Origin of the sequence: Pseudoalteromonas sp. BMB (assembly GCF_001709235.1) — a bacterium.
In the GTDB taxonomy this organism is placed as follows: domain Bacteria; phylum Pseudomonadota; class Gammaproteobacteria; order Enterobacterales; family Alteromonadaceae; genus Pseudoalteromonas; species Pseudoalteromonas maricaloris.
Genome location: NZ_MBQA01000165.1, coordinates 53,917 through 68,126 on the forward strand (window position 1 = coordinate 53,917; position 14,210 = coordinate 68,126).

14 protein-coding genes are annotated in these 14,210 nt (G+C 42.1%); 7 read left to right on the forward strand and 7 right to left on the reverse strand.

All coding sequences use genetic code 11. From position 1 onward, the window contains the following. Nucleotides 1-2: 2 nt before the first annotated feature. Nucleotides 3-896, reverse strand: coding sequence for an HTH-type transcriptional activator IlvY (gene ilvY, locus BB427_RS12980; RefSeq protein WP_010605095.1), 894 nt, complete (start codon nucleotides 894-896; stop codon nucleotides 3-5). 105 nt (nucleotides 897-1,001) lie between these two features. On the opposite strand from ilvY, the gene ilvC reads away from it, so the two are divergent. The 4 genes from ilvC to BB427_RS13000 all read left to right on the forward strand — a co-directional run bounded on the left by ilvC (nucleotide 1,002) and on the right by BB427_RS13000 (nucleotide 6,987). Next, the gene (gene ilvC / locus BB427_RS12985) at nucleotides 1,002-2,474 is read left to right on the forward strand and encodes a ketol-acid reductoisomerase (protein ID WP_039497351.1); all 1,473 of its coding nucleotides are present in this window, start codon (nucleotides 1,002-1,004) and stop codon (nucleotides 2,472-2,474) included. 270 nt (nucleotides 2,475-2,744) lie between these two features. Next, nucleotides 2,745-4,646 (forward strand): methyl-accepting chemotaxis protein, encoded by a 1,902-nt coding sequence (locus tag BB427_RS12990; protein ID WP_069021045.1) that lies wholly within the window; start codon nucleotides 2,745-2,747, stop codon nucleotides 4,644-4,646. 197 nt (nucleotides 4,647-4,843) lie between these two features. Further along, nucleotides 4,844-6,043 (forward strand): tetratricopeptide repeat protein, encoded by a 1,200-nt coding sequence (locus BB427_RS12995; RefSeq protein WP_045987603.1) that lies wholly within the window; start codon nucleotides 4,844-4,846, stop codon nucleotides 6,041-6,043. 8 nt (nucleotides 6,044-6,051) lie between these two features. Next, nucleotides 6,052-6,987 carry a M20/M25/M40 family metallo-hydrolase gene (locus BB427_RS13000; protein WP_069021046.1) on the forward strand — a complete coding sequence of 312 codons (936 nt, stop codon included), beginning with the start codon at nucleotides 6,052-6,054 and terminating at the stop codon, nucleotides 6,985-6,987. Here BB427_RS13000 and BB427_RS13005 read toward each other — a convergent pair. Further along, nucleotides 6,915-7,247, reverse strand: coding sequence for a GIY-YIG nuclease family protein (locus BB427_RS13005; protein WP_045987601.1), 333 nt, complete (start codon nucleotides 7,245-7,247; stop codon nucleotides 6,915-6,917). The genes BB427_RS13000 and BB427_RS13005 overlap by 73 nt on opposite strands. A 181-nt stretch (nucleotides 7,248-7,428) precedes the next feature. On the opposite strand from BB427_RS13005, the gene BB427_RS13010 reads away from it, so the two are divergent. Further along, nucleotides 7,429-7,788, forward strand: coding sequence for an outer membrane protein assembly factor BamE (locus tag BB427_RS13010; protein WP_010373815.1), 360 nt, complete (start codon nucleotides 7,429-7,431; stop codon nucleotides 7,786-7,788). A 258-nt stretch (nucleotides 7,789-8,046) separates the two neighbouring features. On the opposite strand, the gene BB427_RS13015 is transcribed toward BB427_RS13010, so the two are convergent. Both BB427_RS13015 and BB427_RS13020 read right to left on the reverse strand, forming a co-directional pair. After that, a complete protein-coding gene (locus BB427_RS13015; RefSeq protein WP_010379113.1) occupies nucleotides 8,047-8,382 on the reverse strand; it encodes an RnfH family protein in 336 nt (111 codons plus the stop codon). Further along, the gene (locus BB427_RS13020) at nucleotides 8,382-8,816 is read right to left on the reverse strand and encodes a type II toxin-antitoxin system RatA family toxin (protein ID WP_017215972.1); all 435 of its coding nucleotides are present in this window, start codon (nucleotides 8,814-8,816) and stop codon (nucleotides 8,382-8,384) included. The genes BB427_RS13015 and BB427_RS13020 overlap by 1 nt, the downstream gene beginning before the upstream one ends. A gap of 141 nt (nucleotides 8,817-8,957) precedes the next feature. Between BB427_RS13020 and smpB the strand changes: the two genes are divergently transcribed. Beyond that, nucleotides 8,958-9,440 (forward strand): SsrA-binding protein SmpB, encoded by a 483-nt coding sequence (gene smpB / locus BB427_RS13025; RefSeq protein ID WP_010379116.1) that lies wholly within the window; start codon nucleotides 8,958-8,960, stop codon nucleotides 9,438-9,440. Nucleotides 9,441-9,457: 17 nt separating this feature from the next. On the opposite strand, the gene BB427_RS13030 is transcribed toward smpB, so the two are convergent. From BB427_RS13030 to fabB, 3 genes are all read right to left on the reverse strand, one after another. Continuing rightward, nucleotides 9,458-10,000 carry a hypothetical protein gene (locus tag BB427_RS13030; protein WP_069021048.1) on the reverse strand — a complete coding sequence of 181 codons (543 nt, stop codon included), beginning with the start codon at nucleotides 9,998-10,000 and terminating at the stop codon, nucleotides 9,458-9,460. A gap of 17 nt (nucleotides 10,001-10,017) precedes the next feature. Then, entirely contained in the window at nucleotides 10,018-10,623 is a 606-nt protein-coding gene (locus BB427_RS13035; RefSeq protein WP_139119070.1) for a hypothetical protein, read from the reverse strand. A 184-nt stretch (nucleotides 10,624-10,807) separates the two neighbouring features. After that, complete coding sequence (fabB, locus tag BB427_RS13040; RefSeq protein ID WP_010379118.1) at nucleotides 10,808-12,022, reverse strand: beta-ketoacyl-ACP synthase I; 1,215 nt, start codon at nucleotides 12,020-12,022, stop codon at nucleotides 10,808-10,810. 176 nt (nucleotides 12,023-12,198) lie between these two features. Here fabB and mnmC point away from each other — a divergent pair, with 176 nt between their 5' ends. Continuing rightward, a complete protein-coding gene (gene mnmC, locus BB427_RS13045; RefSeq protein ID WP_069021052.1) occupies nucleotides 12,199-14,184 on the forward strand; it encodes a bifunctional tRNA (5-methylaminomethyl-2-thiouridine)(34)-methyltransferase MnmD/FAD-dependent 5-carboxymethylaminomethyl-2-thiouridine(34) oxidoreductase MnmC in 1,986 nt (661 codons plus the stop codon). Nucleotides 14,185-14,210: the final 26 nt, after the last annotated feature.

Consider the following 14,210-nt stretch of genomic DNA (forward strand, 5'->3'; position numbering starts at 1 on the left):
CTTTACAGCGTAAATAATCCTTTTGCCGTATCCCAAAGTGCTTTAACAACTGGGTCATATAACCGTTTATTCTTAGTTACAAGTCCAATTTCAATTTCATCCGATCTAAGCTGCAAAAGCTGAACTTGATTCTTAAATGGACTTTGACTAATTACTATCTCGGGGACACACGCAATACCAAACCCTAAACTCGCGAGCGCAACCATAGCTTCATGGCCCGAAACATGCGCATAAACCTTAGGAACAAAATTGTGTTTTTTGCAAAAGTTATCGATTCGATCTTTTAACACGCCTTGCTCTGGCATAATAAAAGACAGCCTCTGCCACGGCATTTCACTATGACTATATTCATCAATAATAGACTTAAGCGGACAGTCCATCGTTGGGCCAATAAACACCAATCTCGAACGGCCGATTGGCAAGTACTCTATACCGTTCGGTAGATGTTTTGGCTTCACTGCTACCGCAACATCTTCCTTACCACTGGCCACTTCTGCTATTGAATGCGCGGGGTCACCGGTAATAAGATTTAACTCTACTTGCGGGTACAGATGGCGAAACTTGGAAAAAAGGTCATAAATAAAACTGTAAGTCGCGGTCACTGAACAAAATAAACTCAGCTCACCAGTCAAAGGCTTATCATCGTCAACGCATTCACTCTTAAACTGACGCCAGCTTGCCAACGTCGCTTGCGCGTAATGAACAAACGCTTTGCCTTGCTGAGTCAGCTCAACGGTGCGATTATCTCGCAGGAATAAAGGCGCGCCGACTTCCTCTTCTAACTGTTTGATTTGACGACTTAATGTCGGAGGACTTACAAAACAGCGTTCACTCGCCCGAGAAAAATGCAGCGTATCTGCAAGTGCCAAAAAATATTTAAGTTGTTTGTGATTCATAGCATTTCACCTTTTGAAACACTATAGTTCAAATATATCATTTTACGCAATCAAAAGTTCGCCCTACTCTGACTTCAATCTATTTCTACAGAATCAGGAAATATCATGTCGAATTACTTTAATACTTTATCTTTACGTGAGCAATTAGCTCAGCTTTCTCAATGTGAATTCATGGATCCAAAAGAATTCGAACAAGGTGTCGACGTTCTGATTGGTAAAAAACTGGTCATCGTTGGTTGTGGCGCACAAGGTTTGAACCAAGGTCTAAACTTAAGAGACTCTGGCTTGAACGTCAGTTACGCACTACGCCCTTCAGCAATTGAAGAAAAACGTCAATCTTTTCTTAATGCATCTGAAAACGGCTTTATAGTTGGCACCTATGAAGAACTCATTCCTGAAGCTGATTTGGTTCTAAACTTAACGCCTGACAAACAACATACTTCTGTTGTAAACGCAGTCATGCCGTTAATGAAAAAAGGCGCAACACTTGCTTATTCTCACGGCTTCAACATCGTAGAAGAAGGTATGCAAGTGCGTGAAGATATCACCGTAATCATGGTTGCACCAAAATGCCCTGGCACAGAAGTGCGTGAAGAGTACAAACGCGGTTTTGGTGTACCTACGCTGATTGCAGTTCACCCTGAAAACGACCCTGAGGGTAAAGGTCTCGCGCAAGCTAAGGCATATGCGGCGGGAACCGGTGGTCATCGTGCTGGCGTATTGCAGTCATCATTTATTGCTGAGGTAAAATCAGATCTAATGGGTGAGCAAACCATCCTATGTGGTATGTTGCAAACCGGCTCACTACTATGCTTTGACAAAATGGTAGAAGAAGGCATTGAACCTGGATATGCATCAAAGCTCGTACAATATGGCTGGGAGATCATCACTGAAGCGCTAAAACACGGTGGTATCACCAATATGATGGACAGACTGTCTAACCCCGCCAAGTTACGCGCATTTGAACTGAGCGAGCAACTAAAAGACATTATGCGCCCGCTCTATAACAAGCATATGGACGACATCATCAGTGGTGAGTTTTCAGAAGGTATGATGGCTGATTGGGCTGAAAACGACAATAAATTGCTTACATGGCGTGCAGAAACCGCACAAACCGCGTTTGAGAAGCAAGCGAATACTGATGCTGAAATTTCAGAGCAGACTTTCTTCGACCAAGGTATTTTGATGGTTGCTATGGTAAAAGCCGGTGTAGAGCTAGCGTTTGAAACCATGACAGCAGCAGGCATTATTGATGAATCAGCATACTACGAATCACTACACGAAACGCCGCTAATCGCGAACACCATTGCGCGCAAAAAGCTGTTCGAGATGAACCGTACTATTTCTGATACCGCAGAATATGGTTGCTACCTGTATAATCACGCATGTCTACCACTATTGAAGCCATTTATGGAATCAATCACAAAACGTGAGATTGGTGAAGGCTTGTTAGACAGTGACAATTATGCTGACAACCAAAAGCTCATCGCTGTAAACCGTGCGATCCGTAACCATCCGGTAGAAAAAATCGGTGAAATCCTTCGCGGTTACATGTCAGATATGAAAAAGATTGTTTAGTAAGTAGAAATAAATTTGCGTCAATAATATAGCAAACTAGTTCGCTTGTTAGTAACCAAGGCCACTTTCCACCCTGAGATTGTGGCCTTTTATCTCTATTTCTCAACATAACCTCCCATTTAACTCAAATACAGTTAACACTAAATACTGAGATTAACTTTATTTTATAAACCAAAATTATTTTTTTGTGACTTGGATTGTTACTTGTTCCGAGCTGGTTATTTACTATGCTAGAATAATCGGTTCCACGGGATTACACACACAAATCGAATGCAAAACACAGGTTTAACAATTACTCAAAGAATTACCCTTTTGGGTAGTCTCATTGCGATTGCTGTCGCTTGTTTAATCGGGTTTACCTCGCTTTACAGCGCCAAAACGCTCATCAATGAACGCATGATGCAATCTGAATTGCCAAGCAAGATAGAAAGTATCAATAAATCATTAAGCAAGCAGATAGACACGTTGAAAAATGCAGCCGAGCAGCTTTCAAGCAATTTATTAATCACCCAAAGTGCCAAGCAAAATACTTTGGACGAAAAACTTCTTGTCAACGAACTCAAGCGTATTGCGGCGCAGTATGACTTAGTTACGGCTTCTTGGGCTAACCGCGAAACCAATCAATATTGGAATCAAAACGGCTTTCTGCGAGTACTAAATAGAGAGCAGGATGGTTGGTTTTTCGGCTTTACCACTAGTGGCTCGCCATACTCTATTAGTATCTATCAAGAGGCGCCGGGCGATGTAAAAATGTTTGTAAACCATCAACAACTAAGCGGTGTTGGTTTAGCTGGACTTGCGAAAAGTATTGATGATATGCAGGCCATGCTTGCTAATATGAAAATCGAGCAAAGTGGCTTTGTTTTCGTCATTAATAGGCAAGGTACGGTGCAATTGCACCCAGATGCAAGCAAAGTCGCAAAGTCCTCAATTGAAGACTTTTACGGCCAGCACAGTCGCGATTTTACCTCCACACGTGGATTTATCATTAAAGAGTTGGAAGTGGGTGGCGAAACCAATTTAGTTGCAGCGAGCCCAATTCCAAACACAGATTTGCTTGTTATTGCCCAAGTGCCAACCAGTGAAATCAATAGTGGGATCACTTCTTTGCAGTGGCAAATCATTGGTTTTTCGCTGGTGATTGCGCTAGTGGCGAGCTTTTTTAGTATGCTACTGGCTAAAAACTTAAGCGCGCCACTCAAAAAGATGGCAGATTTATTTGAACAGCTTGGCAGCGGCGACGCAAAACTCAATTATCGTTTACCAGACTCAGCACAACCTGAACTTCATGCTTTGGCTGGCGGCTTCAACCAGTTTATGGCTAAGATCGAAGAAGCTATCCACATGGTTGCGGAAGAGAGCCGTTCAATTCGCGTGACGAGCGAAGCCGTGTTTAAACAGAGCCAGCAAAACTCTCAGTCTCTGGATGAACAAAAGTCTCAAACTATGTCTGTTGCCGCGGCAATCAATGAAATGGGTGCGACAGTACAAGAGATAGCGAGCAGCGCGACCAATACGGCAAAATTAACAGAAGAAAGTAAAGCTTCAACTAAGCGCAGCCGTCAAGGTGTGCAAGAAAGCCAAGAAACACTTCACTTACTTGCTGGTGACATCGAAAATATGGCAGGTCAAGTCGCTACATTGGCCGAAAAAACACAGTCCATTGCCAACATCGTTGATGTGATCAGAGGCATATCTGAGCAAACCAACTTACTTGCACTCAATGCCGCGATTGAGTCTGCGCGTGCGGGTGAGCATGGCCGTGGGTTTGCCGTCGTTGCAGATGAGGTGAGAGCGCTTGCGAGCCGTACATCACAATCTACCGACGAGATCCAAGCAACGATATCTGAATTAACTCAGGTGTCTGGCGCTGTCGTAAACCAAATCCAACAATCCAGTGAACAAGCAGAGCAAAGTGTTCAAACAATGCAATCGTCAGTGGAGTTAATGTTGGAAATCTCGGAAACCGCAAATCAAATAAATGACATGACCGCGCTTATCGCAACAGCGACAGAAGAGCAAAGTAATGTCGTCGCGGACGTCGGCCGCAACATCGAGCAAATTAGCGAAATAAGCGATGCCGTGATGAACGAGCAACTTGACACGGAACAAGCAATTCAACGTCTTGCTGCATCAGCAAAAGCGCTTGATGATCTTGTCGCGAGCTTTTAACCTCTGTTCAACTCTAAAGTAAGCCTGCACGTTTCGTCTCGTAGGCTTACCCTTTCACATTGTCTCTTTGTTACATGGTGTAACAATCACACCGCGCAAATTTTGCAATTATAGTCTAAATTCAATAATAGTAAGGGCCAAAGGTAAGCAATTAAGCCATAACTAAAAGTCAGCCGAATGCCCAATCTGGAGGTTGTATGAAGATAGTAATTCAGTTCTCTATTATTGTACTTAGTGTTTTACTTAGTGCCTGTAATAGCACTCCCAAACCGACGATAGACACGTCAATTCTCAATTCAAAGCATCAATTTAATATCCAGCCTGTAGAGTCATACTCAGAGGTATTTCAGCTAAACAATCAAATTAAAGCAAAACTCGCGCAATATTTTCATAACGACGAAATTGGCGTTAAACGCGCAAAAATGTTGATGGCGTTTTTGGTCAATAGTGGCGACGATTCAATGTCATATTTATCTGGTGCTAATCTCACTGCCAACCAAGCTTTTAGTAATATGAATGCCAATTGTCTTTCGCTTTCAATTTTAACCCATGCTATCGCGAGACAAGTGGGTTTGAGAACACAATTTCAACGTGTACACATACCCGAATATTGGGATGAGAGCCAAGGCTACAGCTTGCTTACAGGGCACGTAAACATAAAAATATTTGAAGTGGATAATACCCAAGATTCTGTAAAGACACTGTATGTCAAACCCGCTTCCGTTACCGTAGACTTTGACCCTAATAGCAGAGCACAACATTTTAGTACATCGGCAATAGATACAAACACTATCTTATCCATGTTTTATAACAACAAAGGCGCCATGGAAATGATTAATGGCGACCTTGACATGGCCTACAGTTACTACAAAGCAGCGGTAGAGAGCGATCCCTATCACGATGGCGCATGGGGTAATCTTGGGATCCTATATCGCCTAACTCAACAGTACGACCTTGCTGAGCGCGCATATAACCAAGCACTTGCCATTAATCATGACAATCGAAACGCACTAGGCAATCTTGCAAAACTTTACCATCTCACAGAGCGTGACCACGAAGCAAAAGTGATCGAAGCCAATATTCACAACTTAAGAAAGAGCAATCCCTATTACATGCTAGTGTTGGGTAATGAAGCGTTTAAGCATGGAAATTTAAGTCGCGCTAAGCATTTTTATCAAAAAGCTTATCAACTCGATCATAGTATTCACGGCAGTTTCTTTGGATTAGCAAAAGTCGCATTTGAAGAAGGGAATAGAGAAAAAGCAGAGTATTACCTCAATAAAGCATACAAAGCATCTGTCTTCGAGCACGACAAAGCGCGCTACGAAGGCAAATTAGCCTTATTGAGAGGTGTTGCAAGCAACCGGTTAAATTCCACAGACAACGATGAGAGATAACAATAACAATGAAGAAACTCCCTTTCCAACTACTTGGCATGATGCTAACCGCGATATGTACCACGAATGCAGTAGCGCAAACGCAACATCCAAGTATTGTTCATGTTGATAATATATTGATGCAAGATTTACAAACACTTACGAGCATTAATCATCAAGGCCGTAAAAGTGGAGCCCAATCGCCTAACATCAGTGCACAATATATTTTTGCTGCTTTTGAGCAATTAGGTGGAAATCCGAGCTATCAGCACTTTACCTTTAGAGCCGGTATTTTTAGTAAAGACGCAGGTCACAACATCACAGCGACTTTGCCTTGCACCCAACCTCGTTGTGACAAGGCCATTGTTATCAGTGCGCATTACGACCATTTAGGAACCACAGGACAGAGACATTATCCAGGCGCCAATGATAATGCATCTGGCGTAGCTGCGATGTTACACATGGCTAGGCAACTCAGTAAAACAAATCGCGCTCGCGATATATTGTTTGTCGCAACCGATGCTGAAGAGCGCGGCTTACATGGTGCAAAATATTATGCCAAACACCTTACTCAGGAAGTTGAACTCAATATCAACCTCGATATGTTAGGGATAAATAACAACAACCGTTTATTTGCGTTGTTTTCACCGGGTTTTAAGGAATATAAAACTGAGCTCCAGCACAAGGCACAATCTCAAATCAAATTGACTATAGTATCGTCACAACGACAAATTGAGCGTCATACAAATAATCCAAGAATTGATTGGCACAAAGCAAGCGATCACTACGCCTTTTATCGCCAAGGGATCCCCTATATTTATTTCGGTATGGGTGAAGATAAACATCATCACACTACAAGAGATACATTAGATAATATGGATTTAAATAAGTATCAGGCAGGGGTAAATCTCATCAATGACTTTATTTTGTCATTAACTCGCTCACCACTTGACTCTACTAGCTGAATTTTTTGTGCTTTTGTAAGCTGCTTAACATGCCACTCAAGTTTTGCAGCTTGGGATTTAGTACCGACTCGATATTGATATTTTAACGTTAAGGGCCCTTTACCTTTTAAATTTTTTGCCCCTTTCCCAGCCTGATGTTGCTCTATGCGCCGTTCTACATTGGTTGTTATTCCTGTGTACCAATGACCAAAGCGCGTTTCTAGGATATATAAGCTCCAAGTAGCTTGGTGTTCCGTTTTATTGGGCTCGCTAAGTAACATCTTTCCTAGCACTTCGTGGTTCTCCTCAAGATCTTATCTACAATTTGTGTTGCACATGATGACTATTGCAACTTATGTACGAACTTTTTACACTTAGTGCAGTCCAATTCCGCTAAGAGACTTTACCTTCTCTGTGCAATCGGTATCATGCAAACAACTGATAATAAGGATACACAATTTCATGCTGTCTAATAAAACCCTTTCTGTTTGGCTCAGTGCTGTAGTTATGACGGTGTTTATGTCTGGCTGTTCAAGCTGGATTTATCGCATCAACGTGCCACAAGGTAATTTCTTAGAGCAGTCAGATGTAGATAAGCTTCGCGTCCAAATGACCAGAGAGCAAGTGCTATATGTACTAGGTACACCACTTGCAAAAGACACTTTTAATAACAATGTCTGGCATTACCAATACGTATTTAATATTGACAGAGACTCTGAGGTCCGAAAGTCATTTAGCGTTTATTTCGAGAATGACAAACTAGTTCGCGTAAGCGGCGACTTCGAAGAGCCAGAAGAATTTAACACTCCTTTAGACTCATAGAGTCAAAGGGCACACATTATTTCGTAGTCAAAGGGGAAAGGTATTTCCCCTTTTTTAATTAGCCTGAGGTTTGGATAAGGAATGAGCTAACTCATTGTTTTTAATACCACATTAAATTATACCCTTATCTAGCCAGAGAGTTTTAGGGATAACAAGGCGAATTTACGCACCAATAGTTGGCTATTGGAAGTGAATTCAACGCAGTTAGCGCTAAAACTGGCTGCTAGAAAGGCATTAACTATCCGAAGTTCAGGTTAATTATTCCTTATCTCCTAAAGAGACAGGTCGCCCACCGGTAACTTTGCTTGCACGACCTTCTTCTTTTGCTTTCTCCGCACGGCGCCTGCGCGCTTCTTTCGGGTCAGCAATTAACGGACGATAGATTTCGATTCTGTCACCATCACTGACTACTTGCTGTAATTTTACCGTTCGATTCCAGATCCCGAGCGTCAAATCATTCGCATCTATCTCTGGGCATTTTTCTAAAATCCCTGACTGTAGTACTGCTTGCTCAGCAGACGTCCCTTCAGGCACATCAACCGACAATGACGTCGCGCTGTCTGGCAATGCAAATACCACTTCAACCTTTATCATCATCTCGCTCCGTAAACAACTTTGGCTCGCTGGGTAAACGCAGACACCATATTCTTGGCCACTTCATTAAATAGCTTGCCAAACGCCATCTCAATTAATTTGCTCGCGAATTCAAACTCTAATTTTAAACTCACCTTACAAGCCTGTTCATCAAGCGCGGTAAATTCCCAATAACCATTTAAAGACTTAAATGGTCCATCTACTAGGCACATTTTTACTCGATTGCCGTCAAATTCATTTTTTGTGGTAAACCACTTTTTTAGGCCGGCTTTCGAAATTTCTAGACTCGCGGTCATCCCTTGATCATCATTGCTGATAACTTTTGCATCTGAGCAATGCGGTAGAAATGCGGGATAAGCGTCAACATCATTGACCAATTCAAACATTTCCTTGGTGCTATACATCACCAAAGCACTTTTTTCTATCTGTGGCATAGACACTCCAAATCTTAATACAAGGATTTTACCAAGGTTTTGCAGATTTATCTTGTTTGCAGCCACTGACTAAGTAAAAATACGTCACATTAATGAAAAAGCGCTGTCTTAAAACAGGATTTATAGGTAGACTAAGCCATTATGGCAAAGAAAAATTCAAGTAAATCAAATAGCAATACCATAGCGCTAAATAAAAAAGCGCGTCATGAGTATTCACTACATGAAAAGTTCGAAGCAGGTATCGAATTACAAGGCTGGGAAGTAAAAAGTATCCGCGCCGGTAAAGTCAATATCTCAGATACTTACATCCATATCAAAAACGGCGAAGCCTATTTGTTGGCCAGTCAAATTCAGCCGTTAAATAGTGCCTCTACACATGTGATATGCGATCCGCTTCGTTATCGTAAACTGCTACTAAATAAACGTGAAATCTCACGTCTTATCGGTGCAACCGAGCGTGATGGTTATTCTCTGATTGCCACAGCAATGTACTGGAAAAAGTGCTGGGTAAAACTCGAGTTCTATCTTGCAAAGGGTAAAAAGCAACATGATAAGCGTGCTGATATTAAAGACCGTGACTGGTCACGTGATAAAGAACGTTTGATGAAACATAACGTGCGTTAAATAAATGAGGTAGATCTTTACTGTTTCTCCTCTAAAACCAAAAACTGGCTGGTTTTGGAGTTTATCTCAGAAACATTGACTACCTCCCCCTTTAACTCAATTTCCGCGAGCACCTTAGAACCTTTAATATTTTGCCAGGCGTCTAACATTCCATCCTTCATTATTAATGCTCCGATCCCTTCACTAAGGTTTTCGGATTTTAAAAGAGTACCATCCGTATTTTTGCTTTTAAGTGCTTGACGTACTCCATCCACATTTTTTACTACCAACCCTTTATATTGAGAAGACAACATTTCTTCGGTAACTACCCCACTACGCTTAGCTATAGATGGATCGATCTCAGTTACTGAAACATAGATATTACCGGTGTTATCAGCCCAGGGAATAATCATTTTATTAGAACCTGATGGCCCAGCAATAACCGTAGGCGTAGAGTTAAATTCAATACATATAACCTTCGTTTCACCATCTTTGTTCTTAACTTGCCAACATAGTGTCTTGCCATAGCTTTCAAAACTAATTATAAGCGCAACCAAAAATAGTAAAATAAGGTATTTCATTCGTATTTTCTCCTAACTTAGTTAGATTCCATATAAGCTTTTAAACCCATTTCTACACAAGAAGAAAAGTCGATATTTTTTTCTTGTTTACACGCTTTATATATTTTCATTTCAACACTCTCAAAGTTTTCTGATAACTGAAGATATTCCGGTAATCCAACAGTTTGGTAGTGACTATTTATAACGCCACCACAAACCACCATTATTGCGCCAATAATTATTGCCCCTAAGCCTGACGAAGCAGTTTTAAAATCAATACTAATATCTGCGCCTTTCAAACTGCCCGCAGCACCACCATCATTAAAACCCAAAACGACAAAAAGCATACCTATCGATATTACGGTAAAGCCAATTTGAATCACTGCAACTTTCATAACCTGCTTATTTTTCATTGATCCTTGATTTGCATTTTCAGATATCATTAAAGAAAACAAAGCATAGTCATTACCTTTTTTCAACTTACCCGAAACAGTGTTAAATTGGATGACTATATCCTCTAAAGATGCAGGGGAGCTCATTTCCTTCTCAAGTTTAGAGATACTTGTATAAATACTAAATAAAAGTGTGATCGGGAAAACAACCCCAAACAGAAGGCTTGCAAGCAGTTTTATTACTTTCATCATAAAATTGTTTCAGGTGTGAATATTACGATAAAGCTAGACTTTGATTAAAGCTCTGTCAAAGTATGTTTTAAATATTGAAAAGGTAGGAAGTTTGTTGCTTTATTATTTTTAATACAGGTAGTAGTGTTATTCTGACAAGATATCAGAAACAAGTCACCTTGTTCCTGATATCCTATAAGGTAAATTAGCCTTTGTACTTTTGCATCACAAGTGTTGCGTTAGTACCACCAAAGCCAAAGCTGTTGGACATCACGGTGTTAAGCGGTCCATCACGGCGCTCTGTGACAATGTCTAAGCCTTGTGCTTGCTCATCTAGTTCATCAATGTTGATAGATGGTGCGATAAAGTCATTATCTAGCATCAGCAAAGAGTAAATCGCTTCATGCACGCCAGCCGCACCGAGTGCGTGGCCTGTCATTGCTTTAGTTGCACTAATAGCTGGGGAATTATCGCCAAACAACTCTTGAATAGCGCCTAACTCTTTCACGTCACCAACTGGTGTTGAAGTACCGTGCGTGTTTAGGTAATCAATCGGAGCATCAAGACCTTGCATCGCTTGTTTCATACAACGTACAGCGCCTTCACCTGATGGTGCTACCATGTCGTAACCATCTGATGTCGCACCATAGCCAACGATTTCAGCATAAATGTGCGCGCCGCGAGCAAGTGCGTGTTCTAGTTCTTCAACTACCACAATACCGCCACCGCCAGAGATTACGAAACCATCACGATTTGCATCGTACGTACGTGATGCGCGCTCAGGCGTTTCATTGTACTTGGTTGACAACGCACCCATGGCATCGAATTCCATCGCGAGCGTCCAGTGTAGCTCTTCACCACCACCAGCAAAAATAACATCTTGTTTGCCTAGTTGAATTTGTTCAACTGCATTGCCAATACAGTGTGCAGATGTTGCACATGCAGAGCTGATTGAGTAGTTCACACCTTTAATTTTAAATGGTGTTGCCAAACACGCAGAAGTCGTGCTTGCCATGGTACGTGGAACCATATAAGGCCCTACACGTTTAACGCCTTTTTCGCGCAGGATATCAGCGGCTTCAACTTGGTACTTAGACGAACCACCACCAGAACCTACGATAAGGCCTGTGCGTTCGTTTGATACTTGCTCTTCTGATAGCCCTGAATCTTCAATTGCTTGCGCCATCGAGATATAAGAAAACGCTGCAGCGTCCCCCATAAAGCGATGTGCCTTACGGTCAACGAGAGATTTTACGTCGATATCTATTTTACCAGACACTTGGCTACGTAGGTTGTAGTCTGCAAATTCTTGGTTAAAAGCAATACCGCTCTTACCTGCTTTTAATGACTCTAAAACTTCTTGCTTGTTGTTGCCGATGCTCGAAACAACACCGATCCCCGTAATAACGGCTCTTCTCATGGGTTTATTCCCTTCGATATTACAAATTATGCGTAGTATACGCTGAATTTTAGCGCCAAGTGGTCAGCTTTCCAGCGTACACATGTACTCTGAACCTAAATAACTAAAAATGCAACCAGACTATTGAGTCGAAAGACAGTAAAATAGTTCCCAAATAGTCGAACACAGAGTCTTTCATGATAAAAAACGCTCAAATACACTTCAACGATGCTGGTACCCCTGTTGCCGATAGTTTTGACGATGTCTATTTTTCCAACGATGATGGGTTAGCTGAGTCACATTACGTCTTTTATACTCAGAACCATATCGACGAGCGGTTACAAAATCATGGCAAAGACCGATTTGTCATCGCAGAAACTGGTTTTGGTACTGGATTAAACTTTCTCAACGCTTGGTATCACTTCAACCAGCGTAGCAAAGACGCATGCGTTAACCAACTTCACTTTGTCTCATTTGAGAAATATCCAATCCATATTGATGATTTAGTTAAAGCGCTACAAGCTTGGCCTACGCTTGCCCCGCTCGCCGAACAACTTTGCCAACAATACCCGATGGCCCTTGAAGGATGCCATCGCCTAGAGTTTGACAATGGTCAAGTGACCTTAGATTTATGGTTTGGTGATATTCACGATAATTTACCACAACTAAGTTTTGAACAAACCGGATTTGTCGATGCTTGGTTTTTAGATGGCTTTGCTCCGAGTAAAAACCCAGATATGTGGCAACAAAGCTTATTTTATGCCATGGCCAATATGAGCCGAGATAGCGCTACTTTAGCAACGTTTACCGCAGCGGGTTTTGTCCGCAGGGGACTACAAGACGCCGGCTTTGCGTGCAAAAAAGTCAAAGGGTTTGGTCGTAAACGCGAAATGGTGATTGGAACGCTGAGCCGTGCCAATAAAAACTCCAATACTCCAGCGTATTACAGCACCACACCGCGTAAGCTAGAGAGTATCGCTATTATTGGCGGCGGTATTGCCTCAAGTTGTTTGTTGTATCATCTTGGTAAACGTAATCTTGGCGCAACACTTTTTTGCCAAGACGACGCGTTAGCCAAAGGTGCTTCTCACAATCGCCAAGGCGCGCTATATCCAAACCTGCAAGCAGATCACACGCCATCGAGCGAGCTATACGCCCACAGCTTTTTATATGCAAAGCGCCTTTATCAGCATATTGCAAATGCGGGCTACCACTTCGCACACGATTGGTGTGGCGTACTCTTGCAGTCTGTTAGTGAGGCCAAACGAGCGCAGCATCAAAACTTAGCTGAAAAAGCAACTTGGCCGCATGACTTAATTCATGCCGTTGATGCCAAGCAGGCTTCAGTTATAGCAAATACCACACTGCCCTACGGTGGACTTTATATTCCAGAGGCAGGCTGGCTAAACCCGGCAGAGGTAACGCAAGCAGTGTTTGATGCAGCTCACGCATTCAAAGCGGTTTCGACTCATTTTAATACTGATATACAAAAGCTTGAAAAAACTGAGAGCGGCTGGCTGTTACACAGTGAAGATAATACATTTGGGCCGTTTTCAGATGTTTTTGTCTGTGGCGGTGAGCACTCTGACCGATTCGAGCAAACCAAACATATTCCTATACACGGCGTTCGCGGTCAGGTCTCTCATGTTGATGCTGGAGAAGAATCACAAAAACTCAATACCGTACTTTGCCATAAAGGGTACTTTACTCCCGCAATGAATGGGCAGCATTGTATGGGTGCGACATTTGAAAAAAATAGCAAAAGCCGAGAGGTGAAAGCCGAAGATGATGCAGTTAACCGCGCCCAGCTTGAACGCTTTTATAAAGACACGGATTTAGCCGCGAGTCTTGGCGAGATTACCTCAGCAAAAGCCGCGGTACGTTGCTGTTTTAACGATCATTTGCCTATGCTTGGTCAAGTCCAGCATAACGATGAGTTTTGCTCGGCGTTTGCTAATTTAAGAAAGGGAAAACACTACGGTTTTGGGAAGCTAGCACTACCCTATCAAGGAATTCATATTGTTACCGGTTTTGGCGCACGAGGACTGTGCAGTGCTCCACTTGCTACTGAGCACTTAGTTGCAACTCTACTTGGCGAAGCAAGACCTTTAAGCGAGCGAGTACATCAGGCAATCCACCCAGCCAGATTGCTCGTCAGGGATTTAATTAGAAGTAAAATCTAATAATGGCTAAGGCATAACATCACCTA

Bases quoted from the DNA above. Each gene is read 5' to 3' on its own strand.
- smpB (WP_010379116.1), top strand. From the start codon at position 8,958: ATGGCAAAGAAAAATTCAAGTAAATCAAATAGCAATACCATAGCGCTA.
- BB427_RS13000 (WP_069021046.1), top strand. From the start codon at position 6,052: ATGAAGAAACTCCCTTTCCAACTACTTGGCATGATGCTAACCGCGATA.
- mnmC (WP_069021052.1), top strand. From the start codon at position 12,199: ATGATAAAAAACGCTCAAATACACTTCAACGATGCTGGTACCCCTGTT.
- BB427_RS12990 (WP_069021045.1), top strand. From the start codon at position 2,745: ATGCAAAACACAGGTTTAACAATTACTCAAAGAATTACCCTTTTGGGT.
- ilvY (WP_010605095.1), bottom strand. From the start codon at position 896: ATGAATCACAAACAACTTAAATATTTTTTGGCACTTGCAGATACGCTG.
- BB427_RS13010 (WP_010373815.1), top strand. From the start codon at position 7,429: ATGCTGTCTAATAAAACCCTTTCTGTTTGGCTCAGTGCTGTAGTTATG.
- BB427_RS13035 (WP_139119070.1), bottom strand. From the start codon at position 10,623: ATGATGAAAGTAATAAAACTGCTTGCAAGCCTTCTGTTTGGGGTTGTT.
- BB427_RS13020 (WP_017215972.1), bottom strand. From the start codon at position 8,816: ATGCCACAGATAGAAAAAAGTGCTTTGGTGATGTATAGCACCAAGGAA.
- BB427_RS13015 (WP_010379113.1), bottom strand. From the start codon at position 8,382: ATGATAAAGGTTGAAGTGGTATTTGCATTGCCAGACAGCGCGACGTCA.
- fabB (WP_010379118.1), bottom strand. From the start codon at position 12,022: ATGAGAAGAGCCGTTATTACGGGGATCGGTGTTGTTTCGAGCATCGGC.
- ilvC (WP_039497351.1), top strand. From the start codon at position 1,002: ATGTCGAATTACTTTAATACTTTATCTTTACGTGAGCAATTAGCTCAG.
- BB427_RS13030 (WP_069021048.1), bottom strand. From the start codon at position 10,000: ATGAAATACCTTATTTTACTATTTTTGGTTGCGCTTATAATTAGTTTT.
- BB427_RS12995 (WP_045987603.1), top strand. From the start codon at position 4,844: ATGAAGATAGTAATTCAGTTCTCTATTATTGTACTTAGTGTTTTACTT.
- BB427_RS13005 (WP_045987601.1), bottom strand. From the start codon at position 7,247: ATGTTACTTAGCGAGCCCAATAAAACGGAACACCAAGCTACTTGGAGC.